Origin of the sequence: uncultured Rothia sp., from assembly GCF_916715725.1 — a bacterium.
Taxonomy (GTDB): domain Bacteria; phylum Actinomycetota; class Actinomycetes; order Actinomycetales; family Micrococcaceae; genus Rothia.
This window is the reverse complement of the sequence record NZ_CAKAPD010000014.1, coordinates 43,660-66,680: the sequence shown is the minus strand read 5'-3', so window position 1 is coordinate 66,680 and position 23,021 is coordinate 43,660. Positions and strand designations below refer to the sequence as shown.

Here is a 23,021-nt window from a genome sequence, read left to right as displayed (position 1 = left end):
CGGACGCACCCACCGTGGCGCCCCTGCCGGAGGCAACCGTAGGCGTTAACCCGACGGATGCACCCACCGTGGCGCCGCTGCCGGAAGCAACCGTAGGCGTAAACCCGACCGACGCGCCCACCGTGGCACCCCTGCCCGAAGCAACCGTAGGCGTTAACCCGACGGATGCACCGACCGTCCCGGCATTACCTGAAGCTCCGATGCCTGCCGATAAGGCACCCGCGGCAGATCAGGCACCGGCTGCCGATAAGACCCCCAACGCGGACAAGCTGGAGGACGCAACCGTGGCGCATCCCAAGAGCAAGCCAGCTCAGGAGGCTCCGGTAACCGCCGCCCGCTCGGCACAGGACACTCTGGCAAAGGACAGCCTCGCTAAGGAGAGCAGTCCCAAGAAGGCTACCCTGGCGAACACCGGCGCATCCAGCGTTGGCGTGATTGTTGGCATTGGCGTTGTCGCGATTTGTGCGGGTCTGGGTTTGAGCGTTCTGCGCTCGCGCCGCCACTCCTAAGAGCTGCAGGGCATACAACCTAACTCTCCCGTGCGGAATAAACTGCGGATAGCAAAGAGCCGCCGGCTCCCCTCAGTCAGGGGAACCGGCGGCTCTTCACGTATCAGCTCATTCAATCAGCTGGCGCAAGTGTTCGTGTTACTTCGAAGCCTTAACCTCGATGCCGCTCACATCAATCTGCTCCAGCGGAATGATGCGGTCACGAGTGACCACGCGGTGCACCAGCCAGACCGCGATAATCACGGGCAGACCAATGTAGGAGCTGAGCACGCCAGCCCAGTCACCGCTCAGGAACGCCTCGTAGTTCTGGCCACCAATAACGACCAGGCACATGAGGAAGGCGATAATCGGGCCCGCGGGGAAGAACGGCGCCACGTAGGGCAGGTCCTTCAGGCTGTTGCCCTGCTTCAGGTACGCGCGGCGGAAACGGTAGTGAGCCACGGCGATACCCACCCAGGTGATGAAGCCAGCCAGACCGGACACGTTCACCAGCCACAGGTACGCGCCATCCGGCGAGAGCAGTGCGGCGATGAAGCCGACCGCGCCGATAGCTGCGGTTGCCAGCAGCGCGTTCATGGGCACGCCGCCGGAGTTGATGTGGGTGAACATCTTCGGTGCCTTACCCTCCTGGGCGAGCGCGAAGAGCATACGAGCCGAAACGTACAGGCCCGAGTTACCTGCAGAGAGCACTGCGGAGAGGATCACGGCGTTCATGATGGCTGCCGCGAAGGCGATGCCCGCACGCTCGAAGATGAGGGTGAACGGGGAGATGTTGATGTTGCCGTCCGCTGCGGTGAGCAGGTTCGGGTCGGAATAAGGAATCAGGAAGCCGATGACGACCATCGCACCAATGTAGAAGAGCATGATGCGCCAGAACACGCTGGTCAGCGCGCGGGGCACGTCGCGGCGGGGGTTCTCAGATTCGCCAGCTGCCACACCGATCATTTCGGTGCCCTGGAAGGAGAAGCCTGCCACCATGAAGATGGCGAGTACGGCGGGTGCGCCGCCGACGAAGGGTGCCTCACCGACGGTCCAGTTGGAGACGCCCGGGGAGCTACCGCCCAGGATGCCGAAGATCATGGCGATACCCGCGATGAGGAAGACGACCACGGTGACGACCTTGATGGTGGCGAGCCAGAATTCGCTTTCACCGTAGGAGCGTGCCGAGAGGGCGTTGATGCCGGTCAGCAGCACGAGGAATCCTGCCGCCCACACCCAGGATGGGATGTCCGGGAACCAGTACCTCATCACCTCGCCGACGGCGACGAGCTCGGCGGCGACGGTAATCGCCCAGTTGAACCAGTAGTTCCAACCCATGGCGAAGCCGAAGGACGGGGACACGTAGCGTGCCGCGTAGGTCTGGAATGCGCCGGGGACGGGCAGGTGCGCAGCCATCTCGCCGAGGGACTGCATGAGGAAGAGCACCATGATGCCGATGAGGGCGTAGGCGAGGATTGCGCCGCCGGGGCCTGCGGTGGAGATGGTCTTACCGGAGGCGACGAAGAGGCCGGTGCCGATTGCGCCGCCGATTGCAATCATCTGCATGTGGCGGGCGGAGAGGCCTCGCTTCAGTTCACCCTCTGCGGGGGTGGCTTCCGATGCAGCGCCGGAAGTCTCTGTAGGCTGTGCCATGTCAGGTCTTCTTTCTGAGGCTATTGCTTCGTGCGTTTGCTAGCGCTCTAGTCTGGTGTCCAGTCTAGTCTTGCTGCGGGTGGTGCCGCCGAAGGTTTGTGCCTGGGTCAAGAAATTCTTCAATCATAAGGATTTCTTACGTACCGTAAGTTTTCCTAATCTGAGGGTCAATCCTACTCGCTTTTGAGGCTCTTTTCCACCCAAAACCACAAAAACACAGAAAAACCCTCCCGCACCCACTTCATCACAAGCGGTACGGGAGGGTTCCATATCAGGCTAATTCACCTGATCTATTCAGCTCACCCGGCCTTAGTCAGCCAGGTTGTGGAACGAAACGTTCGTGGGGTGCTCCACGGTACGAGAAACGGTGCAGTCCTTCTGCTCGCTGAGCTGAATCAGACGGTCCACCATCTTCTGGGCCTTGGCGCCCTGCTCATCCTCGGGGAATCGCACATCAAAGTCCACCTCAACGTCGTCGAGGCGCACCGCGCCGTCTTCGGTCTGCTTCAGCGCCGAGGCGAGCACCTCGAACACCTCGGGGGTGGAGCGGCGGGAGGTGCCCGCATCCACGTCCACGGAGGAGCAGCCGGCAATTGCGGCGAGCAGCAGCTCGACGGGGGTCAGCAGGCCCTCGCCCACACCGAAGTCGAGGGTTGCGCCGTTGGCACCGTAGGCACGGTAGCGCAGGCGGTCGATGCGCTCGATCTTGGTCTGGCGGTAGTTGTCGAGTTCGCGGCGTTCCTGCTGGCGCGAGTACACCTTCTTCTGCTCTTCTGCAGTCTGCACGGTGTTGTTCTGCTCAGCGTTGTTCTGTTCAGCCATTGAGGTTCCTTTCGGGTTGTCTGCGCGGTCGCTAGGTTATTCAGCGCCGCGTTGTTTAGCGTCATTCACTATAAGCGTGTTTCTCATTATTTTATTCCCGGACTCTTTTTCTCGTCGGTCAACCGCTTGCTCCTATACACTGGAAAACCGCGGCGGAGCTTCGAAGTCCCTCACGCACACAGTAGATTTTTTGAAGAGCACAACATACACAAGGAACTCTTTTATGGCACAGACCCCCGGCGCTGAGCGTACGAGCTCGCAGAATGATTTCCGCTTGGCTGTTGCGGATTCTTCCGTGGTGATGCTCGGTATTGCTGTGCTGGGTTTGGGTCTGGGTATTATCCTCAACGCGCACGGCCTGCCGATCTGGACTGCGCCGCTGCTATCTGCCCTAGTTTTTGCCGGTTCGGTGGAGTTTTTGATGGTGGGCATGGTCAGTGGTGGCGCGCCCCTAGCGTCGATTGCGTTGACGGTGTTCCTGGTGAATGCGCGCCATCTGGTGTACGGTCTTTCCTACCCGTTGCACAATGTGAAGGGTTTCTGGGCTAAGGCTCTGGCGATTCACACTCTTTGCGATGAGGCGTTCGCGGTTAACTCCGGTCCCGATCGTAATGAGCGTTCGGGGGCGCGCATTCTGTGGGTGAACGTGCTGATTTACGTGTCGTGGGTTCTGAGCGTAATCCTCGGGTATGTGCTGGGCGCGAGCTTCCTCAGTAATCTGAAGGGGGTGGACTTCGTGATGGTGGCCATCTTCACGGTTCTTGCGATGGACGGCTACCGCGCTAACCCGGATCGTGTGACGGCGCTCTTTGTGGCGGCTTCGGCGGCGGTTGCGCTGATTTTTGCCCCGTCCTCGTTCCTGGTGGTGGCGTTGGGTTCGTATGTGGTGCTGCTGCTGGCACGCTTCCCGGTGGCGAAGCGCCGCGGTACGCTGCCGCATCGTGCTGTGCATGAGGTAGCGGCTGAGGCTGAAAGCGCCGCTGAGACCCCGGGCACTGCCACAGAGAGCCCAGCCACCGCCGCTACCGCTGATGCGCCCGCTTCCACACAGCGATAAGAACATTACATATGTGTTCAAAACCGGTTAGGATAGATGAGTGGAGCTTCGCTCTCCCCTCTTTCTATTTCTAGGATTCGCATAATGCCTCCCGCGCGAACCTGCGCGGAGGCTCCCAGAGGTTGAGGTACCCCATGACTCAGATGAAAGACACCGCTAAGGAAACTAGCGACGCAGAACGCTGTGCCGCCCCGGAGTAACACCGCACCGGGAGCGGCATCACCCGAGGTCACGCACGAGAACTACTGACGCGCGCAACTACCCGCGCAGAAAACTTGCACTGAAAAACTCGTGCAGGAGGAACGGCCCTCCGCCTCCACGTTTCGCGGCTTTCATCAACTCACGTACCTACCGCACTACTTAGCACCCAGCCTCCCGTCGGCGGGGCTCTCCCTACCCTTTTTCGCGGACGCTTTCGCAGCTTCACCCGCACGCTTCTTTCAGGGTTATTCCGCTCTTTTCGGGTTCTTTCGCTGAGTATGTGCAGAAAGAGAAAATCTTCATGAATAGTGAAGTGACCACCGGCTATATTCTTGCGGCAATACTTGTTGCTGCGGTTATTACTTTTCTGTTGCGCCTGCTGCCTTTCGGTTTGAAGAAGGCGCTGGCTGGCTCCGAACTTTTGGATGCGCTCAGCCACTGGATTCCGCTCGGCGCAGTCGCACTGCTTGCCATCTATGCGGTGGCGAAGATTGATTATTCTTCGTTCGCTACGGCGGCACCGTACCTGGCGGGTCTGGTGGTGACCGTGGCGGTGCACCTGTGGCGTAAGAATATGGTGTTGAGTATGGTGGCGGGTACCGTCACCTGCGTTGTGCTGGCTAACTGGGTTTTCTAGGGGGTCACGATGAGCATTTCTAAGAAGTCTGTTTCTTCCCCCGCTGTTTCTTCTCAGCCCACACCGCAGCAGGCACCTCACCAGGCGACCCAGGAGCAGGTTGAGCAGGTTATTGCCTCTGCTCTTCCGCTGACCGGCATGATTCCCGTAGTGGAGGCGCCCGCCTCCCCCAATGCGCAGGGCTCTCAGCAACCGCGCGAGAGCGGTTTTGCGGAGGCGATTCGCGTTGCCGGTGTCATCATGCTGGGTCTGTTCTTTGTCGGCATTGGTCTGGGCGTGCTGGTGCACAGTTACGGTCTGCCGTTCTGGGTGGCTCCCCTGCTGCCGATGCTGGTGTTTGCCGGTTCGGTAGAGTTCGTGCTGATCGATATGGTCTCGAATCATGCGTCGCTGTTCTCTATTGCGGTGATGACTCTGCTCATTAATTCGCGCCACCTCATGTACGGCCTGTCGTACCCGATTGAGCGTGTGCGTGGTGGGTTGGCGAAGTTCTACACCGTGTACACCCTCATTGATGAGGCGTATGCGCTGAACACCGGCCCGGACCGCCATAAGCTTCGTGCCTCCCGAATCCTGTGGATTCATGCGGGCCTGCACCTGAGCGTTCTGGCGAGCGCTACGCTCGGTTACGTGCTGGGTGCGAGTTTCTTGAGTGAGCTCAAGGGCTTGGATTTTGTGATGACGGCGCTCTTTGCGGTGCTCGCCATCGATGCTTATCAGATCTCAAAGGACCGTACCACCGCGGCTATTGCGGGTGTGTCCGCTGTGGTTGGTTTGGTGTTGGCGCCGCAGTCGATGCTGCTGATTTCGATGGTGGTGTACATTCTGCTGTTGGTGTCGCGTTTTGCGGTGGCTAAGCGCCGCGGCACCCTGCCGGAGCATATGCTGGTCGCGGATGAGGAGCCCGCCGAAACCTCCGAAATCGCTGGAGCCGCCGAAACCTCCGAAATCGCTGGAGCCGCCGAAACCTCCGATACCTCAGGCGCTCCCGGTCATCCCGGCGACTCCGCGCACTAGCGTCTGGATATAGTAAAGCGCCCCGCCCACCCGAAATACCGGGTGGGCGGGGCGTTATGCTGTCGCCAGCCGCATGTGTGGGTGAACCCATGCGCTGTAGACGTTCAGTATCTGCTGTGCTGTGAACCGCCAGGTGTCCCTGACGGAAGTAGCGCGGGTGCCGGGTTGCGTCCGGCTCCCGTACCAAGCTTACTTGATATCCGCTTACTTAATAGCTGCCAGGGCTGCTTCGTAGTTGGGCTCGTTGGTGGTTTCGGGGACCAGCTCGGTGTAGACAACCTCACCGGCGGGGTTCACGACGACCACGGAGCGTGCCAGCAGACCAGCCAGGGGGCCGTCCACGAGCTTTACGCCGAAGTCCTCACCGAAGGAGGAGCGGAAAGCGGAGGAGGTGACGACGTTCTCAATGCCCTCGGCTGCGCAGAAGCGGCCGATTGCGAAGGGCAGGTCGTTGGAGACGCACAGCACGACGGTGTTCTCCAGGCCTGCAGCCTGCTTGTTGAAGGTGCGGACGCTGTTTGCGCACACACCGGTGTCGACGGAGGGGAAGATGTTCAGCACCAGGTTCTTACCTGCGAAATCTGCGGAGGAGATCTCGGAGAGATCAGCCGCGAGAACCGAGAATTCGGGCAGCTTTGCGCCGACTGCGGGCAGGTCGCCGTTGGTGTGGATTACGAGTTCGTTATGTAGAGTTACTTCAGCCATGCCTTCATTGTCCCTTGGATAGGGCGGGTGTGCAAGGGGACACAGGCACTAGTGGGCGGAGTTTCCGCATAGCTGATTTCCGGCTACGCTGTTTCGCCTCTTCTGGGCTCTGTTGTCCTTGCCTCTGCTAGTAGCCGCCTCTGCTGTAGCGGCTGTCTAACGGTATTCCCGGTCGGTGACTCTGTATATACGCCTTTACAATGGGCAGGTGAGCATTTTGAGGCACGTATCTTCCCGCCTTGCGCCGCTGGCGCATCCCGTGACGAATTTCAGGGCACTCCGTCAGGACCTGCGCCGTCAGCGGGTGGAGGGTCGTGCCCTCATTGATCCGGACAATACGTACCGGCCGAGTGTGCGTGCCGAGTTGCGCCGCATGTTCACACGCCCCCTCCCCGTGGAAACGCAGACGCTCATGTGTAACGCCCTGCTGGCGGCAATCTGCTGGTATCTACTCCCGGAAGCCTGGCGTTCGTGGCTGTTTAGCGAGTTTAAGGGCCCGGCTGGTTTTGCGCTGGTGATGGTCGGCTGGATGGTTGCGGACGTCACCTCAACGAATCTGATGGGCCACGATGAGGAGCATGCGCTGCGTGCCTTGCGCAGTAGCGACCCGCACGCCCTACGCCTGTTCGTGCGCACGAAGGCTATTGCAATCGGTCTGATCACGGGTGTTTCCGGTACCCTGCTGGCACTGATTCTGCACAGTCAGGACAAGCACCTGACCCCCACGCTCATGATGTCCCTGTCGTTCTTTGTGGTGCCGGCTATTGTGGTGTCCCTGGGCTCGATTCTGGGTGTGATATATCCGTATCGTCTGCGCGGCTGGCAGTTCCGTTGGGCGCACCGCAAGAACCTGCGGATGAGCGCCCGCTGGGTTCTGCTCTGTTTCGGTCCGGGCTGGGTGCTGGGTACGGTGCTGATGTCGCTGATGTTCCCTTCGTTGTTCCTGTCGGATGCGCTCGCGCGCCTTCTCAGCCCCGGCGTGGATCCGCGCGATATTGCGTTCCGGCCGCTGCTGTTTTCGCTGATTTTGTGGGCGCAGGGCGCTATTAGCCTGTGGGTTTTTCCGCGGATTACGGCACGTATCGCAACCGCGCGGCGCGCCTGGCTGGTGCATTATCTGACGGACGATAAGGTCTGCTAGCCGGTTCGTTCGTGTTTGTTCTTATCCGGCGGCACCCCAGGCATGCCACGGTAACGAGCGGCACTGACCGCACGCACCGCGTGCCCGCCTCTTTTTCCCTATACTGGACGAGTTCACTATTCGCTTCTTGACCAGCACCGATGCGCGCTGCCTCGCATCTTCAGGAGTATTCATGTCTTCTATTCGCCGCCGCTTTACCCGCCGCACCGCTTTGGCTCTACCCGCACTGGGTGCCGCTCTAGCTCTTGTTGTCACGTCCTGCTCGGCAAGCACTGATTCTGCTGTTTCGGGTACCGTGGTGTCTTCTTCTGGCAGCGCGTCTGCCTCCGCGAGCGCTACGTCTACGCAGGAGCTATTCCCCACCCCGTCGGCGAGCCCGAGCGCATCCGCGAGCGCTTCGTCGCCTGCTCCGGTGCCGTCGGTGGTGACGATTACGGTTCATGCTGAGCCGACCGCATCCGAGTCGAAGACCTCTGAGTCGAAGTCGGATTCCAAGTCTGAGTCGAAGAAGGACTCCACCTGCGCTTCTGATTCTGCATCGGCCGTGGTGTCTAAGGCTCTGCGCGATTTGAAGAATAAGAGCAAGTGGGCTCAGTGGACGAACACTTCAGAAACCTATGAAGGCTATGACCCCTGCGCTGAGCTGTCGTGGATTGACGCTATTCCCGGAAGCTCTCATAAGGATTGTTGTATCTCCTCGATGGTGCACCATATTCTGCTGTTCCACCGCGGCAAGTTCATTGGTACCGCAACATACGAGCCGTACTCTTTCCCCCCGGTAATTACCCGCACCTCCGACAGCTCGATTAGCGTGACCTACCGCTACGTGAAGGGTGATGAGAGCTCCGCCAGCGCGAGCGGCCGCACGACCGTTGAATTCACTTGGAATCCGGCAAAGAACCAAGTCGATATGGAAGGCACCCCTCCTCCGAGCTATAACTCTTAGGCTACGTGTTTGATGCCCGGGAGGTTGGGCGTACGAGAAACCCGCCGCCTCGCATATGGTGCATATGTGAGACGGCGGGTTTTCGTTGCTTAAGGATATGTAGGGTGCCCGAGGGCTAGCTATTTAGGCAACGAACTTCTTGTAACCGAAGTATGCGGCGCCTGCCAGGATAGCGATGCACAGAATCTTCTTCACGGTATTACTCCTTTGATTGTTCCGGTAGGCACCCGGTGTTTTACTCCATCTGGCGACTCACCTAAAGGCGAGGGTCAGGCGGGGCGTCATCCGCGCGTGGTGCCGTTGTTCCCTATCTTACCTGCTTTTGAACAACGTATTTCCGTTTGGCGTGCTGAGTCCGCATTCTAGACAGTCAAACACGCGACGGTTAGCGCACCATTGAGCCGAGGAATACGCCTCTGACAGGCGCATAATGGGAGCATGAGTATTTTTAAGAAGAAAGAGTACAGCGCTGAGCGCTCGGCTACTCGCATGGCTCGTGCCCTCGCTGTAATGGGTGCGCTGCACTTCATCATCCCGGATCCCTTCGACTCGATTGTGCCGAAGTACCTGCCGGGTCCTGCGCACGCGTACACTCACGCTTCGGGTGCGGCTGAGCTGGGCACCGCCGCCCTGCTGGCTAATGATAAGACCCGCCGTGCCGGTGGTCTGCTTGCGGCCCTGCTGTTTGTGGCTGTGTTCCCCGCGAACATTCAGATGGCGCTGGATGCGCGTAACCAGTCCACTCAGCGTAAGGCTATTGCGTACGGTCGCCTGCCGCTACAGCTGCCGATGATTTGTAGCGCTCTGAAGATTTGGCGTAAGTCGAAGTAGTTGCTCCGTTCGTTGGGAACGGCACCTCAGTGTTTTACACGTAAAACATTGAGGTGCCGTTTACCTTAACATACCCGTTATTAAGCTTTCCGTAACCAGCATTGCCTACACTGGAACTAACACGCCACCTGTCACAGCGGCAGGTGTACAACCTTTGGAGAGAACAATGGGCACTATCATCGGCACCATTATCACCGGCGCAATTATCGGCGCAATCGCACGATTCTTCATGCGAGGCCGCCAGAACATTTCGATTCTGTGGACCATTATCTGCGGTGCTGTCGGCGCGGCTGTCGGCAACTGGGCGGCAGTTCAGCTGGGCGTTGCCGCGACTGCTGGCATCGACTGGATGCGCTGGATTCTGTCGGTCTTCGCGGCGATGCTGACCATTTCCCTGTACCTGGGCATGACCGGTAGGAAGTAACGATTTCACTCAACCTCACGAGGGCTCGCTGAGTCCCTCATACATAAAGGCGGCACCTCCCCTAGCGTGAGCTAGCGCGGGAGGTGCCGCCTTTTCTGCGCCTCATTCGAAGCGCTTTACGTCTTCTCGGTTTATACCTTCTGGGCTTATGCCTTCTTGAGTTATGCCTTCTTCACGACGGAGGACTTCAGGTACATCTGGCCTGCACCGGGGACCTTCGCCTCAATGTCGTGGCCGTTGACGGGGGATTCGAGCAGGCGGATGCCGCGCACCTTGGTGCCTGCCTTGATGTCTGCGCCGCCCTTGACCTTCAGGCCCTTGACGATGGTGACGGAGTCGCCGTCGACGAGCTCGTTACCGACGGAGTCCAGAACCTTGGCGCCTGCTTCTTCTTCGGTTTCGCCTGCTGCGGTGCGTTCCCATTCGTGGCCACACATGGGGCATGCCCAGAGTTCGCCCATTTCGTAGGTGTAGTTTTCGCTGCATTCGGGGCAGGCGGGTGCTTCGATTTCGTTGAGGTTTTCGCTCATGGTTCCTTCTTCTGTCTGTGCGGATGCGCCGCTTCTCCCCTACTGTGTGTGGCTGCGGCGTGTGGGCGCGCGTCAGCAGGGCGAGGTGCGACGGTGGAGGGTGCGAGGATTCTCGCGTTCGTGCTGACTATACCATTTGGCGGGTGCGAACTGCATGTGCGGGGCTGGTTTTTACTGGTCTTTGGGGGTGGGTTCGGGGCGTGGGTGAAGCCGAAAATAAAATTTGCATGGTTTGTGCGTAATATTTTGGTTGGAAGATGATTCTGGGTGGCTACGGCGTGTAGAGTGCTTAAGTATTTGTACGTTTTTGAGTGAAAGGCACGGCTTCATGAAGCTTTCTGCGCGTAACCAGTTCGCTGGCAAGGTTGTTGAGATTACTGAGGGTGCGACTAACGGCATCGTTAAGATTGAGATCGCTCCCGAGGTTGTTATCTCTGCGTCCATCACCAACGAGTCCATTAAGGAGCTGGGCCTGAAGGTTGGCGAGACCGCTTACGCAGTTATCAAGGCTTCCAACGTTATGGTTGGTGCTGACCACTAATCCCGGTCGATAAGACTTATACCCGGCGGCTGCCTATTGTGGCACACGAGGGTTAATAGGGCGGAGCCCCGCACTACGAGCTGTAGTGCGGGGCTCCGCTTTTATGTTTTACCGCTTAGACGTTGAAGCGGAACTCGACCACGTCAGAGAAGATAAATTACCTTTAAACAAAGCCGATTTATCTTATTTCTTCTTGCATGATATTTAATTTATTCAGTTCTTGTTCCAGTTCCTTGGCAAGTTCCTCACTCGGTTGACTATTAAGGAAAACATTCTTATTCAAATAGCCCACGCGTCCCAACTCTTTCTCCAACATCGGCTTAACCAGCTTACCGAACAGAAGATAATCACTTGGATGCTCATCTGCAGGAGGCCAGAGATCATCAGTGCGAGGAGATCCACCGTCTCTATTATATTTCCCATTTGCATAACGTCGCTTTTCAACAAAACTCTTACGCAAATCCTTCACATTATCAGAGATAACTTTATCTTTAATCAATTTTACATCCGACAATGATTTATTTGTAACAGCCGCAACATGGCTGTCAATCACACAATATGACTCAGTATCACAAAGTTTAGGACAAAAAACTACAATCCCTCGTTCCGAAAATGGGGCAGACCATCTTTCCAATTCCTCGCTTGTCATAAAATCCCTGTCACGATGGACAATTACATGAGGTGATAGAGGCATTAAATCTGCCATGCTCTTAAAAGCTGCCGCAATAGTTGAATTATTTAAACCATTATAGGATACTATTTTTACAGAATCTTTCCACGAAGGTAGCGAATCAAGAGCTTTTTCAAGAATAGTTGTATCCTTATCTTCAGTGTATATAATTATTTTGGCCGTGGGATCTAATTGATCCAAAGCACCCAAATCCATAAGTATTGCAACAAGCTCACGCTCTGACTCAGGTACAATACGTCCGTCCTTCATCCATACGACTTTCACCGACTCCGAGGCACTCGTAACCAAGTGACGGCTATGCGTTGAAATAATAACTTTACAGTGAAATTCTTTAGATACCCGCTCTAGAGCAAGACCCAGATTCTTTTGCCTAGACGGATGTATATGGCTATCTGGCTCATCCACAAGGAGAAGAGCAGGTTTGAAGAGCAAAACATACGCAAAAATCTGGGTTATTTGCAACAAGCCAGTCCCCCATAAGTCAACAGGGCGAAAATCGTCAGCCACAGGATTCTCGCCGGCTGCTAACTTAACTTCTACATACAAATCGCGCTCAGAGTTAAAATCGACTTGAAAGTGAATATCCGATTTTAAAACTTCACTGACAAGCCGTTCAAGCTCACCAAGTTTATTCCGTTCGTCCAAAAGTCGGATAATATTCCTGAACACTAGATTTGCATCGCCACTCGCCGCTTTTCGGAAAACTGCCGCATAGCCGCTCATTTCTTCACGATGGGGAACTCCAGATAGTCCTGGAACATATACGCTAAACAGCTTCTTCGGGTCACAAATAATTTGACCGAAACCATTAAAATGTCCAGACCGTTCCACTCCAACATTATTATGATTTTTCCCTTTATACATCTCAATTGAATACGTTACTGATTCTGTTGAATTAGAAGGGCTCCCTTCGAACTCAACATTACCCCGACTCCCGGCCTTACTATTTGTATATCGAGAATTATGACCCAATAGTGCAAAATCTGCAATAGGTGAGTATCGCAAACTAGCTTCAGCAATAACTTTCTGTTTAAATTCTTGAGATACTTGAGCGCAGCTCACAGCCGTATGAATTGCCTGCAGGACGCTACTCTTACCAGAATTATTCCCACCCACAAGATACGTTATAGACCCAAGTTCAATACGAGTATCAAAAATTTTCTTAAAGTTTTTGATACGAATCGCAGAAATCTGAAAACGCGCAGAATTTACCTCTAAACCCAGCCCCTCATCAGAGTTTTCAACATCTTTTTCTATTAAATTTTCTTTCTCTCTATCGATTTTTTTATCAACCATTTGTTCCTCCTAAACTAGTAAATTACTCGAAAAGATATATATACAATAAGATCCCCTTGAGTATCAGTTCATCAAAGATACGACTGTCTCAAGGGGATCTTATAACTTCACTGTTACTCAGATATTAATTTATTTAATTATTCTAAGCTTAGACGTTGAAGCGGAACTCCACCACGTCGCCGTCCTGCATGATGTAGTCCTTGCCCTCCATACGGACCTTACCGCGAGCCTTCGCCTCCGCCATGGAGCCAGCCTCATCCAGGTCCTTGAACGACACAACCTCAGCCTTAATGAAGCCACGCTCAAAATCAGAGTGAATCACACCAGCAGCCTGCGGCGCAGTATCACCCTTATAAATCGTCCAAGCGCGAGCCTCCTTCGGGCCAGCAGTCAGATAAGTCTGCAAACCCAGAGTCGAGAAGCCCACACGAGCCAGCTGGTCCAGGCCGGACTCATCCTGACCATTCATCTCCAGCATCTCGCGAGCTTCCTCCTCAGACAGCTCCACCAGATCAGCCTCCAGCTTCGCATCCAAGAACACAGCCTCAGCAGGCGCCACCATATCACGCAGCTCCTGCTGCTTCTCCTCAGACGCCAAAATGCCCTCATCCGCGTTGAACACGTAAATGAACGGCTTAGCAGTCAGCAGGTTCAGCTCCTTCAAATGAGCCAGCTCCAGCTTCGCATCCTTCGCACGAGAAATGATGGTTTCACCATCCTCCAGAATCTTCTGCGCAGCCTTATAAGTCTCCAGCTGAGCGGCGTCACCCTTCTTAATCTTCACAGCCTTCTCCAGACGCGGAATAGCGTTCTCCAAAGTCTGCAGGTCAGCCAGAATCAGCTCAGTGTTGATGGTCTCCATATCGGAGGCGGGGTCAACCTTGCCGTCCACGTGAATGACGTCCGGGTCATCAAACGCACGCACCACCTGGGCGATAGCGTGCGCCTCACGAATGTTCGCGAGGAACTTGTTACCCAGGCCCTCACCCTCAGAAGCGCCCTTCACAATACCCGCAATATCAACGAACGAAACAGTCGCAGGCAGAATACGCTCCGAACCAAAAATCTCAGCCAAACGGTTCAGACGCGCATCCGGCAGGTTCACCACGCCCACGTTCGGGTCAATAGTCGCGAACGGGTAGTTAGCCGCCAGCACAGTGTTGCCGGTCAGAGCGTTGAACAGGGTGGACTTGCCCACGTTAGGCAGGCCAACAATGCCGATAGTTAGAGCCACAAGTTTTCCTTCGAATCATGTACACCACCACACACTCAGGATGCGCCGCGTACGTGATGCGGCGGGTGCGGGCGGGCACAGGGCGAAAATGGTGCCCGCTTCCAAGCGCGGCACCGTCGGTCTCAAGAAGAAACGGGGGCGGGGCGCCTGCGGGCATAGACAGTACCATTCTACCGTGTTCGGGCAGGAGCCGCCCGGGTTGATGAGAGCAGGGGGCTAGAGCCAGCCGTTCTCCGTGGCAATACGCACCGCGTCCTGACGCGTCGACGCGCCCGTCTTCGCCATCGCCGCCGACAAATAATTACGCACCGTACCCGCCGACAAAAACAACGCCGACGCAATCTGCTGAGCCGTACCACCCGACGCTGCCCCACGCAACACCTGCGCCTCACGCTCCGTCAACGGAGAAGCACCCGTCACCAAAGAATCCGCCGCCAACGACGGATCCACCACACGCAACCCCGCATGCACACGACGAATCGCCTCCGCCAACTGGCGAGCACCCGTATCCTTCACAACAAAACCACTCGCACCAGCCTCCAACGCACGGCGCACATAGCCCGGGCGGCCAAAAGTCGTCACAATCAGCGTACGCACCGGCTCACCCGACTCGCTCACCGCACCCGCATCACGCAGCGCCGCAGCCGCCTCAATACCATCAGCCAGCAAAGTACCGGGCATCTGCACATCCAGCAGCACCACGTCAGGCTTCAACAGGGCGACCGCGCCCAACACCTCGTCACCGCTACCGACCTGGCCCACAATCTCCAGGTCAACCTCCAGACCCAGCAGGGCGGCAAGAGCCTCACGGATGAGCTGCTGGTCGTCAGCGAGCAGAACACGAATCATGGGAGCCTCCCTGGGGTGAATACGGGGTGATAACGGCGGGCAGAGCAACCGCATAAGGTTGCCTACCACCACCATACAGGGGCGGGTAGCTCCCCCGTCCAGGGCGCGGCGCCATGTTTCACAATCTACAGCAGCGAAGTATCGCCGTCCATGCTCACGCGGATGCGCGTACCCACCCCACCGCCGGGGTTCTCCGCCAGCCACTGCTCGGGCGCCGCCTCAATCACCACGCTACCGCCGGACGCCGCCACACGCTGAGCCATGCCCGTCAGGCCGTTACCGCGCGCATCGCCAGCACCCACACCGTTATCGAGGATGTCCAAGCCTGTTGAGCTCAGACGCACCCGCGCCGCGTTCGCGCCCGAGTGGCGCACCATGTTCGTAACCGCCTCACGCAGAACCCAAGAGAACAGCTTCGCATTCACACCAGCCACCGCGAGCGCACTCTGAGCATCCGGCAGTTCGGCGCGAATACCGGCGGTCTGCAGGGCACGACCCGCACCCTCAATCTCACCCGAGAAGTCGGGCACGCGCAGGCGCGTCACGGTCGAGCGGACCTCCGCCAGGGATGCGCGGGACAGCTGAGCGATTGCCTCCATCTCGGCACCGGCGCGGGCGGGGTCAATCTCCAGCAGGCGTTGCGCCAGCTCCGCCTTGAGGGTGATGACGGTCAGGGAGTGGCCCAGCACGTCATGCACATCGCGGGCGATTTCTTCACGCTCCTCGGAGAGCGCCAGGGAGGCACGCGCTACGTCCGCACGTTCGCCCAGCTCAATCAGGTAAGAGAAGCCCAGAAGACCCAGCAGCGGCGCGCCGATAAAGAGAGCAATGCCTCCGTGAGAGGAGAAATCGAAACCGCTCACAGTAACGAATGTCAACCAGCAGATTGCGCCCATCGACGCCGCGACGGTCAGTCGCAGACGGTACGGGGCAATCGTGCCAAAAATCCAGAACGCCACAAAGTACATACCGAAGCCCAGCAGAATTACGTGTATGTCACTCGGGGTCAACACCGCCATACCTATCAACGGCAGAATCATCAGTGCCGTCCAGATGACGCTTCGGCGCACCGTGGAGGCGACCGGCACCAGCCACGGCACCGCGTACGCCGAGCAGTTCACCACCGCAAATAGCGCAATCAGCGCCACGCCGGTCCAGCGTACCTGCGCCGGTTCCGGGGCGGTGAGGAAGCTGTCCAGCGGCATGAGCAGGAACACCAACCACGGGGCGCTAAAGCCCAGCGCCAGCCAGTTCACGCTGCCGCGGCGTTCACGGTAGAGGAAGCGGAAGCGATTCTTGCCCAGGGTGCGCTTCGCGGCGGAGGGTGCCGCCTCGTTCCCTGCGCTGGTCTGGTCGTTCACGGCGCGGGTCTGATCGGCATTGTGCGGGTGGGTGTGGGTTTCGGTCATGGTTCTAGCCTAACGTGAGAATACCGCGGGTGCAGATACCACCGGTGCGGCGGCTTCAACAGGTACAGCGTGGGTTCGGTGCGAGTGGATACGGCTTCCGCCGCAGCCTCGAGGTTCAAGGCTGCGGCGGGAAGAAGCGTTTAGCGGCGGGTTGCGCGGCGCATCAGCAGGGCAGAAACACCCAGGAAGATAGCAGCCCACACGACCAGGCTCACCACGGCGTACCAGAGCGGCTCGGTCACGAGCCAGTCCGCGCCACCCGAGATAATGGTCTGACCTGCGCTGAAGGGGTAGCGGGCAATCTCAGCGGCACCGTACAGCGGGGTGAAGCGTGCGTACTTCAGCAGGTCGGTGCTCAGCGGGGAGAACACGGTACCGAAGAAGCTCATGATCACCAGCAGACCGTTCGCAATGGACACGGCATTCTCATTACGAATCAGCAGACCCATCATGATGCCGTAGAAGGCGAATACCAGACCGCACAGCACCGTCAGCGCACCAGCGGCAAGCTGCTGATTCACGGGGATCTCAACGCCGGTAAACATGCCCACGAGGTTCACCGCAATCATCGGCACCGCAGAAATCACCAGGGCGGTCAGCGACTTCGCACCCAGGTACTTACCGGTGGTCAGCGGGGTGAGCGCCAGCTGGCGGTTCCAGCCGCTGGAGAGCTCGGCGACGGTGCTGCCGCTAATCGCCACGGTGTTCTGCACGGCACCGTAGAGCGCCATACCAATCATGACGTACGCTGCTACGTTGCCGTCGCCCATCGGCTGGGAGGAGTAGTCCTGCATCGCGCCGAAGAGCAAGAAGAAGACGATGGGCAGTGCCACGCCGAAGAAGAATCGGTCGGTCGAGAGGATAGAAGCGCGGATGTCGTAGAGTGCGTAGCGGAGCATGATGTTTTCCTTGAGGTGTGTAGCGGCAGTGTGCGGTGTTGAGGCTGCGTGGTGTTGAGGCGGTCTAGTGTTTAGGCTTCGGTTGCTTTGGAGGCGGCGGCCTGCTCGGTCAGCAGGGTGAAGGACTCGTCCAGGGAGGGCTTGATAACCTCCAGGTCGGTGATGCTGTAGTTATTCAGCAGAGTGCGCAGTACCTGCTCAATCTCCAGCACGGAGATGCGGTGGCGGTACCCGCCGGACTCTTCGGTGACCTCGACCGGCACATCCAGGTCAGTAATGGGTGCGGGGGCGAGGAAGCTGAGGTGGCGGTGGCCGGTCAGGGCGCGAATCTCGTCGGAGGAGCCGTCAGCGATGATGGAGCCGGATTCCATGAGCACGATGCGCTGGGCGAAGTTCTGTGCTTCTTCCAGGTAGTGCGTCGCAAAAAGAATGGTCGTTCCTCGTTCGGCGATGGCTTCCATGCGCTCCCAGAAGGTGCGGCGCGCGTTCACGTCCATGCCGGCAGTCGGCTCGTCCAGGATCAGCAGTTCCGGCGAGTGCATGGTCGCCAGGGCGTAACGCAGGCGCTGCTGCTGACCGCCCGAGCATTTGCCGACCTTACGCTTCGCAATCTCGGTCAGGTCTGCGCTGGCGAGTACCTCGTCCACGTTGATGGGCTTGGGGTACAGCGCCGCAATCATCTCGACCGTGGCGCGGATGGTGAGGTCCTTGAGCAGGCCACCGGTCTGCTGCACCGCGCCGAGTAGACCGGCGCGTGCCGCCTCGGAGGCGTTACGACCGAAGACGCTCAGCTCGCCGCCGCTGGGCTGGGTCAGACCAAGAATCATGTCGATGAGGGTGGTCTTGCCCGCGCCGTTGGGGCCGAGCAGGGCGATGATTTCGCCGCGCTTGACGGTCAGGTCAATCGAGTCGACGGCGACCACGGCGCCTGCCGCGCGGGTGGAGAAAACCTGGCTGAGGGCGTGGGCGGAAATAACGGTTTCTGCGGTGTTGGGCTTGCTGTTCTGAAGTGCTGCGGTGTTCATGTTTCTATTACACCGCCGGTTTTCGCGCCGCTGCGGTACAGAGTGTCATGACCTGCACATGACAAATGTCATGAGTTCGCGGAGGGGCCGGTATGACGAGGCATTTTCAGCAACGAAGGCGGTCACGCGAAGCGGGGGCTCCGTCCTCAAGGCGCCGGTGTCAATCGTTGTTGGGGCGCCGCGGGGGGCACTACCCCAGCAGCGGAGGCGGTCACGCGTAGCGGGGGCTCCGTCCTCAAGGCGCCCCAGCGCCGCAGAGGGGGCACTCCCCCGCGTAGCGTGACCGCGAAGCTGCACAAAAACCCCAGCGCCGCAGAGGGGGCACTCCCCCGCGTAGCGTGACCGCGGAGCTGCGTAAGCACCCCACCCGCGCGTCCCGCACAGCAGACGCAAAAACCCCGTGTCTTCTCCCCACATGGGGAAGAGGACACGGGGTCATAAGCTAAAAGCATTAGCGGGTCGGCTTAGCGCCGCGGCCACCGAGCTGGCGGCCTACGTTCTCGTCGTTCTTCAGGGCGGAACGCAGTTCCTTCGGCAGGGAGAAGAGGATGTCTTCCTTCGCGGTCTCGACCTCTTCGATGGTGCTGTAGCCGTACTCAGCAAGCAGTGTCAGCACCTCCTGAACCAAAACCTCGGGCACGGACGCGCCGGAGGTCAGGCCCACGGTCGCCACGCCTTCGAACCAGGACTCGTCCACCTGGTGTGCGAAGTCCACACGCTCGGCACGCTTAGCGCCGTATTCGAGGGCGACTTCCTTCAGGCGCACGGAGTTCGAGGAGTTTGCAGAACCCACCACGATGACCAGGTCGGCGCGCGGAGCGATCTCCTTGATGGCGCCCTGGCGGTTGGAGGTTGCGTAGCAGATGTCATCCGAGGGCGGATCCTGCAGGGAGGGGAAGCGCTCACGCAGACGCGCCACGGTTTCCAGGGTCTCGTCCACGGACAGGGTGGTCTGAGAGATCCAGACGACCTTCTCCGGGTTGCGGACGGTCACCTGGTCCACCTCGTCGGGCGAGTTCACGATCTGGATGTGCTCGGGCGCCTCACCTGCGGTGCCTTCGACCTCTTCGTGGCCGGTGTGACCGATGAGCAGGATGTCGTAGTCCTGCTTGGCGAAGCGCACAGCCTCGCGGTGCACCTTGTTCACCAGCGGGCAGGTCGCGTCGATAGTGTTCAGCGAGCGCTCACCGGCAGCGGAAACCACTGCGGGGGACACGCCGTGCGCCGAGAACACGGTCACGGAACCTTCGGGTACTTCGTCCACTTCATCAACGAAGATCGCGCCCTGCTTCTCGAGGGTTTCCACCACGTGGCGGTTGTGAACAATCTGCTTACGCACGTAGACGGGCGCGCCGTAGTGCTCCAGCGCCTTCTCGACAGCAATCACGGCACGGTCAACGCCGGCGCAGTAACCGCGCGGGGTGGCGAGCAGAACCTTCTTCTCACCGTTGACGGGTGCGGCGGCTTCAACGTCGGCGCGGCTGCGGCGCTCGCGGGGTACGGGCGGCAGGCCCAGGGCAATAGTTTCAGTGGACATGGTTACTATCCTACGTTGTTCGGACTTTTAGTGTGTGATGACTGTGGCACCGCTCGCAGAGCTACGTCCCAGAGCGATGAGGCGAATCAGAATACCGAGGAGCAGAGCGAGGATTGCCATGACCAGCCCGTAGCTTGCCGCCGCCTGCAGGTGCCCGGTCAGGGACGGGGCGAGCTGATTCCATACCCCGGTAATCAGCGCCGTCCCGGCGGTGCTGTGGCTGGTAATTCCCAGGGATTCAGGAGTTTGGCCGCCCAACCAGGCTGCCGCGCCCCAGCCCAGCAGGGCGTAGAGCAGAGCCGTGACCACCGGCACCAGGATGCGGTGCCTGGGTGCCAGCAGCGTAGCCAGCAGCAGGCTCAGCACCGCAATGATGGTCAGCGGCATGGTGGACTTGCCCAGCGCGGCGGCACGGTTAATGCCGGCGTGCAGATACCACTCCTGCTGCTCCTGCTGGTTGTTGCCGTCCTTTACCCGGTCAATGTTGAGGGTTTCAGGGCCGAGCTTCGTCAGGTCCGGGTCGAAGGAGCCGATAGAGCCGACCTTCGCATCCAGCGCACGGTAGAAGGGGGTGAGCACAATGACGGCGGGACCGTCCTGGTGTTCGAGGTTGTAGCGGCGAGTTTCCTCGGCTATTTCCTTCCAGAGGCTTCGATATTCTTCAGTTTTTGACAGCTCAGCCGCGGAACGGTTGAGCAGGGAACGTATGCCGTCTTGTGTCGGCTTTACAAGAATGGAGTATAAGCCGCTTTGTTTGGTGCCGTCGAGGAAGGTTGTCATAGCTTCGGAGTTCATGAGGTCTTCGACTGCACCGTCCGCGATGCGTGAGGCGAGCTGCGAATCTTCCGCCAGGTTGGAGGAAATCTGCGAGAAACCGCGCTCTGACATAAGCTTGGAGTTCACCCAGGCACCCGTGGTTGCACCCAGACCGGTCACCAGGGCCAGGGCGCACAGCACAACGGTCAGGAACCTCCGCAAACCTGCCGCGAAGGGAGGCTCCGGGGCGGCATGCAGTTCAGCCTTGGTGGGGGCTGCAGCGTGGCCGAGCGTGCGCGTGGGCTGTAGCAGAGTGGTGTCTTCATCCGCCGTATAGTAGCCGTCCGTGCGGGTAATCCGAGTATCGACGACTCGGGTCGCGTCCGCCGGGTAGTTTTGCGCGCCAGTACCCGCCGCTGACGAAGCCGCGGCGGTGTTGAGGGCGTTGTTCTGATGTGCTGACTGATCGGGTGAGCGCATGAGCCTAGGGTACCCGCTCACAGTGTTCAAAGCCGATTCAGACCCGCAGAATGCGCCAGAAGCTAAGTTCTGCCTGCACTGCGTGCAAGCTACCCGAGTCGCCAGGCTGACCTGTAAGCAGGCGCATAACCGACCAATCAGGGACAATAGAAGGTATGAACTTCTACAACCCCTCCGCAGTGCAACCGGCACCCGCACTGGTGGTGCCGCCCGTGCACGAGCGGCAGCTTCCCGGGAAGTCTCAGGAAACCACCGCCACCAACCCCTGGCCCCTCGCCCTGCTCGCGCAGAACCTCAAAAACTACGTAGACAAGGTTCCCGAGCTCTGGGTGGAGGCGCAGGTCGCCTCCCTCAACGGCCGCGGCGGCAACGTCTTCATGGAGCTCAAAGACCTCAACGAAGACTTCTCCTTCACCCTCGCGCTCTTCGGGCGTGCCGGTAGCGGCCTGGCGGCTGATGTGACCGTAGGCGCTCGCATCGTCACCCGCGCCAAGCCGAGCCTGTGGAAGAACGGCAAGCTCTCCCTCATCGGCAAGGAAGTGTACGCGGTCGGCACCGGTAACCTGCACGAGCAGCTGCAGCGTCTGCGTGAAGCTCTCGCCGCTGAGGGGCTGTTCTCTGACGCGCGGAAGAAGCCGCTGCCCATGCTGCCGAATCGTGTGGGTCTGATTACCGGTCGCGATTCTGACGCGGAGAAGGACGTTATCCGCAACGCCTCCCTGCGTTGGCCCGGCGTGGTTTTCGAGGTGCGCAATACCCGCGTTCAGGGTGAGGGCGCGGCGGCTGAGGTCATTGCGGCTCTCGCCGAACTGGACGCCCACCCGGAAGTGGACGTCATCGTCATCGCCCGAGGCGGCGGATCCTTCGAAGACCTGCTGCCCTTTTCTGAGGAGGCGCTCATCCGCGCCGTCGCGGCGGCCACCACCCCGGTGGTCTCGGCAATCGGTCACGAGGCAGACTCCCCCATCCTCGATGCGGTCGCCGACCTGCGCGCCTCCACCCCCACCGATGCGGGTAAGCGCATTGTGCCCGATATTTCGGAGGAAACCGCCCGCATCACCGAGGCCCGCGCCCGCCTGGACCGCGCGGTGCTCGGCTACGTGGGCATGCAGATGAACTACATTGCCCAGCTGCGTAGCCGCCCGGTGCTCACTCACCCGGAGTCCTCCCTGCTCATGCGTGTGGAGGAGCTGAGCCAGCTACGCGAGCGCGCTCACCGTTCGGTGCAGCACCGTCTGGAGCGTGAGTCGGCGACTCTGTCGCATACGTTGGCGCGAGTGCGTTCGCTCTCGCCTGCGCAGACGCTCAACCGCGGCTACTCCATCGTTCAGGATGCCTCGGGCGCTATTGTGCGTGACGCTTCGGCACTGAGTGAGGGCGAACAGATTACAGTGCGTGCGGCGACCGGTTCGGCGCAGGCGACCGTGACCTCCACGGACCCCTCAAACATCTCCTAAACCTCGATAAGTTTTACCCCAAGTTTTTTACCCCTGAAAGGTTCCTCAATGAGCGAGAACATCAGCTTCAACAGCGCCGAGCTGGGCGCACCCGTCGAAACCCTTGGCTACGAGCAGGCGCGCGCCGAGCTGGAGCAGGTCGTGCGCCAGCTCGAGTCCGGTGCCAGCGACCTGGAAACCTCCATCGCCCTGTGGGAGCGTGGCGAGGCGCTTGCCGCCCGCTGCGAGGCGTGGTTGCAGGGCGCGCAGGAGCGCCTGAACGCGGCACGCGGTGCACAGGGCGGCCAGGAGCCTGCGGCGAACTAGCACGCCCCTGCTGGCGCGTTACGTCGCCTCCTTCCTGGCGCATTCACGCCCCGGCGCATCTGCCAATCGGAAAAATAGCCTGCCCCGCA

At 59.1% G+C, this 23,021-nt stretch carries 22 protein-coding genes and 1 pseudogene; 11 read left to right on the top strand and 12 right to left on the bottom strand.

Annotated features, from left to right (window positions below; all coding sequences use genetic code 11):
* A pseudogene (locus QZ822_RS08040) lies at positions 1–509 on the top strand (hypothetical protein); the annotation flags it as partial.
* Between the two features lie 138 nt (positions 510–647).
* Here the strand turns inward: QZ822_RS08040 and QZ822_RS08035 are convergent.
* Both QZ822_RS08035 and QZ822_RS08030 read right to left on the bottom strand, forming a co-directional pair.
* A complete protein-coding gene (locus tag QZ822_RS08035) occupies positions 648–2,141 on the bottom strand; it encodes an amino acid permease (protein ID WP_070688546.1) in 1,494 nt (497 codons plus the stop codon).
* A gap of 309 nt (positions 2,142–2,450) precedes the next feature.
* Positions 2,451–2,963: an OsmC family protein gene (locus QZ822_RS08030; RefSeq protein WP_294643840.1), complete on the bottom strand. Its 513-nt coding sequence runs from the start codon at positions 2,961–2,963 to the stop codon at positions 2,451–2,453.
* 223 nt (positions 2,964–3,186) lie between these two features.
* Here QZ822_RS08030 and QZ822_RS08025 point away from each other — a divergent pair, with 223 nt between their 5' ends.
* From QZ822_RS08025 to QZ822_RS08015, 3 genes are all read left to right on the top strand, one after another.
* Positions 3,187–4,020, top strand: coding sequence for an AzlC family ABC transporter permease (locus QZ822_RS08025; protein ID WP_294643838.1), 834 nt, complete (start codon positions 3,187–3,189; stop codon positions 4,018–4,020).
* 502 nt (positions 4,021–4,522) lie between these two features.
* The gene (locus tag QZ822_RS08020) at positions 4,523–4,858 is read left to right on the top strand and encodes a branched-chain amino acid transporter permease (protein ID WP_070685902.1); all 336 of its coding nucleotides are present in this window, start codon (positions 4,523–4,525) and stop codon (positions 4,856–4,858) included.
* Positions 4,859–4,867: 9 nt separating this feature from the next.
* Entirely contained in the window at positions 4,868–5,875 is a 1,008-nt protein-coding gene (locus tag QZ822_RS08015) for an AzlC family ABC transporter permease (protein WP_294643837.1), read from the top strand.
* 204 nt (positions 5,876–6,079) lie between these two features.
* Here the strand turns inward: QZ822_RS08015 and tpx are convergent, their stop codons facing one another.
* On the bottom strand, positions 6,080–6,580 hold the full coding sequence (gene tpx, locus QZ822_RS08010; RefSeq protein WP_005505164.1) for a thiol peroxidase: 501 nt from the start codon (positions 6,578–6,580) through the stop codon (positions 6,080–6,082).
* Positions 6,581–6,797: 217 nt separating this feature from the next.
* On the opposite strand from tpx, the gene QZ822_RS08005 reads away from it, so the two are divergent.
* The 4 genes from QZ822_RS08005 (at position 6,798) to QZ822_RS07990 (ending at position 9,922) form a co-directional block, all read left to right on the top strand.
* Entirely contained in the window at positions 6,798–7,721 is a 924-nt protein-coding gene (locus QZ822_RS08005) for a hypothetical protein (protein WP_294643836.1), read from the top strand.
* 172 nt (positions 7,722–7,893) lie between these two features.
* Entirely contained in the window at positions 7,894–8,667 is a 774-nt protein-coding gene (locus QZ822_RS08000) for an LppP/LprE family lipoprotein (RefSeq protein ID WP_294643834.1), read from the top strand.
* 438 nt (positions 8,668–9,105) lie between these two features.
* Positions 9,106–9,498 (top strand): membrane protein, encoded by a 393-nt coding sequence (locus tag QZ822_RS07995; RefSeq protein ID WP_049358632.1) that lies wholly within the window; start codon positions 9,106–9,108, stop codon positions 9,496–9,498.
* Between the two features lie 166 nt (positions 9,499–9,664).
* On the top strand, positions 9,665–9,922 hold the full coding sequence (locus QZ822_RS07990) for a GlsB/YeaQ/YmgE family stress response membrane protein (protein ID WP_294630554.1): 258 nt from the start codon (positions 9,665–9,667) through the stop codon (positions 9,920–9,922).
* A gap of 161 nt (positions 9,923–10,083) precedes the next feature.
* Here the strand turns inward: QZ822_RS07990 and QZ822_RS07985 are convergent, their stop codons facing one another.
* On the bottom strand, positions 10,084–10,452 hold the full coding sequence (locus QZ822_RS07985) for a zinc ribbon domain-containing protein YjdM (RefSeq protein WP_294643832.1): 369 nt from the start codon (positions 10,450–10,452) through the stop codon (positions 10,084–10,086).
* A gap of 328 nt (positions 10,453–10,780) precedes the next feature.
* Here QZ822_RS07985 and QZ822_RS07980 point away from each other — a divergent pair, with 328 nt between their 5' ends.
* A complete protein-coding gene (locus tag QZ822_RS07980) occupies positions 10,781–10,993 on the top strand; it encodes a molybdopterin-binding protein (protein WP_005505155.1) in 213 nt (70 codons plus the stop codon).
* A 178-nt stretch (positions 10,994–11,171) separates the two neighbouring features.
* Here QZ822_RS07980 and QZ822_RS07975 read toward each other — a convergent pair whose 3' ends face one another.
* The 8 genes from QZ822_RS07975 to QZ822_RS07940 all read right to left on the bottom strand — a co-directional run bounded on the left by QZ822_RS07975 (position 11,172) and on the right by QZ822_RS07940 (position 21,169).
* Positions 11,172–12,980 carry an ATP-dependent endonuclease gene (locus QZ822_RS07975; RefSeq protein WP_294643830.1) on the bottom strand — a complete coding sequence of 603 codons (1,809 nt, stop codon included), beginning with the start codon at positions 12,978–12,980 and terminating at the stop codon, positions 11,172–11,174.
* Between the two features lie 148 nt (positions 12,981–13,128).
* Positions 13,129–14,214 (bottom strand): redox-regulated ATPase YchF, encoded by a 1,086-nt coding sequence (ychF, locus tag QZ822_RS07970; RefSeq protein ID WP_049354184.1) that lies wholly within the window; start codon positions 14,212–14,214, stop codon positions 13,129–13,131.
* 216 nt (positions 14,215–14,430) lie between these two features.
* The gene (locus QZ822_RS07965; RefSeq protein WP_294643828.1) at positions 14,431–15,063 is read right to left on the bottom strand and encodes a response regulator; all 633 of its coding nucleotides are present in this window, start codon (positions 15,061–15,063) and stop codon (positions 14,431–14,433) included.
* Positions 15,064–15,188: 125 nt separating this feature from the next.
* Positions 15,189–16,472 (bottom strand): histidine kinase, encoded by a 1,284-nt coding sequence (locus tag QZ822_RS07960; protein WP_294643827.1) that lies wholly within the window; start codon positions 16,470–16,472, stop codon positions 15,189–15,191.
* Between the two features lie 140 nt (positions 16,473–16,612).
* A complete protein-coding gene (locus tag QZ822_RS07955; RefSeq protein ID WP_294643825.1) occupies positions 16,613–17,371 on the bottom strand; it encodes an ABC transporter permease in 759 nt (252 codons plus the stop codon).
* Positions 17,372–17,442: 71 nt separating this feature from the next.
* The gene (locus tag QZ822_RS07950) at positions 17,443–18,396 is read right to left on the bottom strand and encodes an ABC transporter ATP-binding protein (protein WP_294643824.1); all 954 of its coding nucleotides are present in this window, start codon (positions 18,394–18,396) and stop codon (positions 17,443–17,445) included.
* Between the two features lie 451 nt (positions 18,397–18,847).
* Positions 18,848–19,933 carry a 4-hydroxy-3-methylbut-2-enyl diphosphate reductase gene (locus tag QZ822_RS07945; protein ID WP_294643823.1) on the bottom strand — a complete coding sequence of 362 codons (1,086 nt, stop codon included), beginning with the start codon at positions 19,931–19,933 and terminating at the stop codon, positions 18,848–18,850.
* A 27-nt stretch (positions 19,934–19,960) separates the two neighbouring features.
* Positions 19,961–21,169, bottom strand: a complete 1,209-nt coding sequence (locus tag QZ822_RS07940) for a dehydrogenase (protein WP_294643822.1) — start codon at positions 21,167–21,169, stop codon at positions 19,961–19,963.
* Between the two features lie 155 nt (positions 21,170–21,324).
* Here QZ822_RS07940 and xseA point away from each other — a divergent pair, with 155 nt between their 5' ends.
* A complete protein-coding gene (gene xseA / locus QZ822_RS07935; RefSeq protein WP_294643820.1) occupies positions 21,325–22,626 on the top strand; it encodes an exodeoxyribonuclease VII large subunit in 1,302 nt (433 codons plus the stop codon).
* A 48-nt stretch (positions 22,627–22,674) separates the two neighbouring features.
* Positions 22,675–22,932, top strand: a complete 258-nt coding sequence (locus QZ822_RS07930) for an exodeoxyribonuclease VII small subunit (RefSeq protein ID WP_294643818.1) — start codon at positions 22,675–22,677, stop codon at positions 22,930–22,932.
* Positions 22,933–23,021: the final 89 nt, after the last annotated feature.

Excerpts from the sequence above, each read along its gene's own strand:
- QZ822_RS07965 (WP_294643828.1), bottom strand. The coding sequence starts at position 15,063 with ATGATTCGTGTTCTGCTCGCTGACGACCAGCAGCTCATCCGTGAGGCT.
- QZ822_RS08020 (WP_070685902.1), top strand. The coding sequence starts at position 4,523 with ATGAATAGTGAAGTGACCACCGGCTATATTCTTGCGGCAATACTTGTT.
- QZ822_RS08015 (WP_294643837.1), top strand. The coding sequence starts at position 4,868 with ATGAGCATTTCTAAGAAGTCTGTTTCTTCCCCCGCTGTTTCTTCTCAG.
- QZ822_RS07960 (WP_294643827.1), bottom strand. The coding sequence starts at position 16,472 with ATGACCGAAACCCACACCCACCCGCACAATGCCGATCAGACCCGCGCC.
- QZ822_RS07975 (WP_294643830.1), bottom strand. The coding sequence starts at position 12,980 with ATGGTTGATAAAAAAATCGATAGAGAGAAAGAAAATTTAATAGAAAAA.
- QZ822_RS07980 (WP_005505155.1), top strand. The coding sequence starts at position 10,781 with ATGAAGCTTTCTGCGCGTAACCAGTTCGCTGGCAAGGTTGTTGAGATT.
- QZ822_RS07955 (WP_294643825.1), bottom strand. The coding sequence starts at position 17,371 with ATGCTCCGCTACGCACTCTACGACATCCGCGCTTCTATCCTCTCGACC.
- QZ822_RS07945 (WP_294643823.1), bottom strand. The coding sequence starts at position 19,933 with ATGTCCACTGAAACTATTGCCCTGGGCCTGCCGCCCGTACCCCGCGAG.
- QZ822_RS07995 (WP_049358632.1), top strand. The coding sequence starts at position 9,106 with ATGAGTATTTTTAAGAAGAAAGAGTACAGCGCTGAGCGCTCGGCTACT.
- QZ822_RS07985 (WP_294643832.1), bottom strand. The coding sequence starts at position 10,452 with ATGAGCGAAAACCTCAACGAAATCGAAGCACCCGCCTGCCCCGAATGC.
- QZ822_RS07950 (WP_294643824.1), bottom strand. The coding sequence starts at position 18,396 with ATGAACACCGCAGCACTTCAGAACAGCAAGCCCAACACCGCAGAAACC.
- QZ822_RS08025 (WP_294643838.1), top strand. The coding sequence starts at position 3,187 with ATGGCACAGACCCCCGGCGCTGAGCGTACGAGCTCGCAGAATGATTTC.
- QZ822_RS08030 (WP_294643840.1), bottom strand. The coding sequence starts at position 2,963 with ATGGCTGAACAGAACAACGCTGAGCAGAACAACACCGTGCAGACTGCA.
- QZ822_RS07990 (WP_294630554.1), top strand. The coding sequence starts at position 9,665 with ATGGGCACTATCATCGGCACCATTATCACCGGCGCAATTATCGGCGCA.
- xseA (WP_294643820.1), top strand. The coding sequence starts at position 21,325 with ATGAACTTCTACAACCCCTCCGCAGTGCAACCGGCACCCGCACTGGTG.
- tpx (WP_005505164.1), bottom strand. The coding sequence starts at position 6,580 with ATGGCTGAAGTAACTCTACATAACGAACTCGTAATCCACACCAACGGC.
- QZ822_RS08000 (WP_294643834.1), top strand. The coding sequence starts at position 7,894 with ATGTCTTCTATTCGCCGCCGCTTTACCCGCCGCACCGCTTTGGCTCTA.
- QZ822_RS07930 (WP_294643818.1), top strand. The coding sequence starts at position 22,675 with ATGAGCGAGAACATCAGCTTCAACAGCGCCGAGCTGGGCGCACCCGTC.
- QZ822_RS07940 (WP_294643822.1), bottom strand. The coding sequence starts at position 21,169 with ATGCGCTCACCCGATCAGTCAGCACATCAGAACAACGCCCTCAACACC.
- QZ822_RS08035 (WP_070688546.1), bottom strand. The coding sequence starts at position 2,141 with ATGGCACAGCCTACAGAGACTTCCGGCGCTGCATCGGAAGCCACCCCC.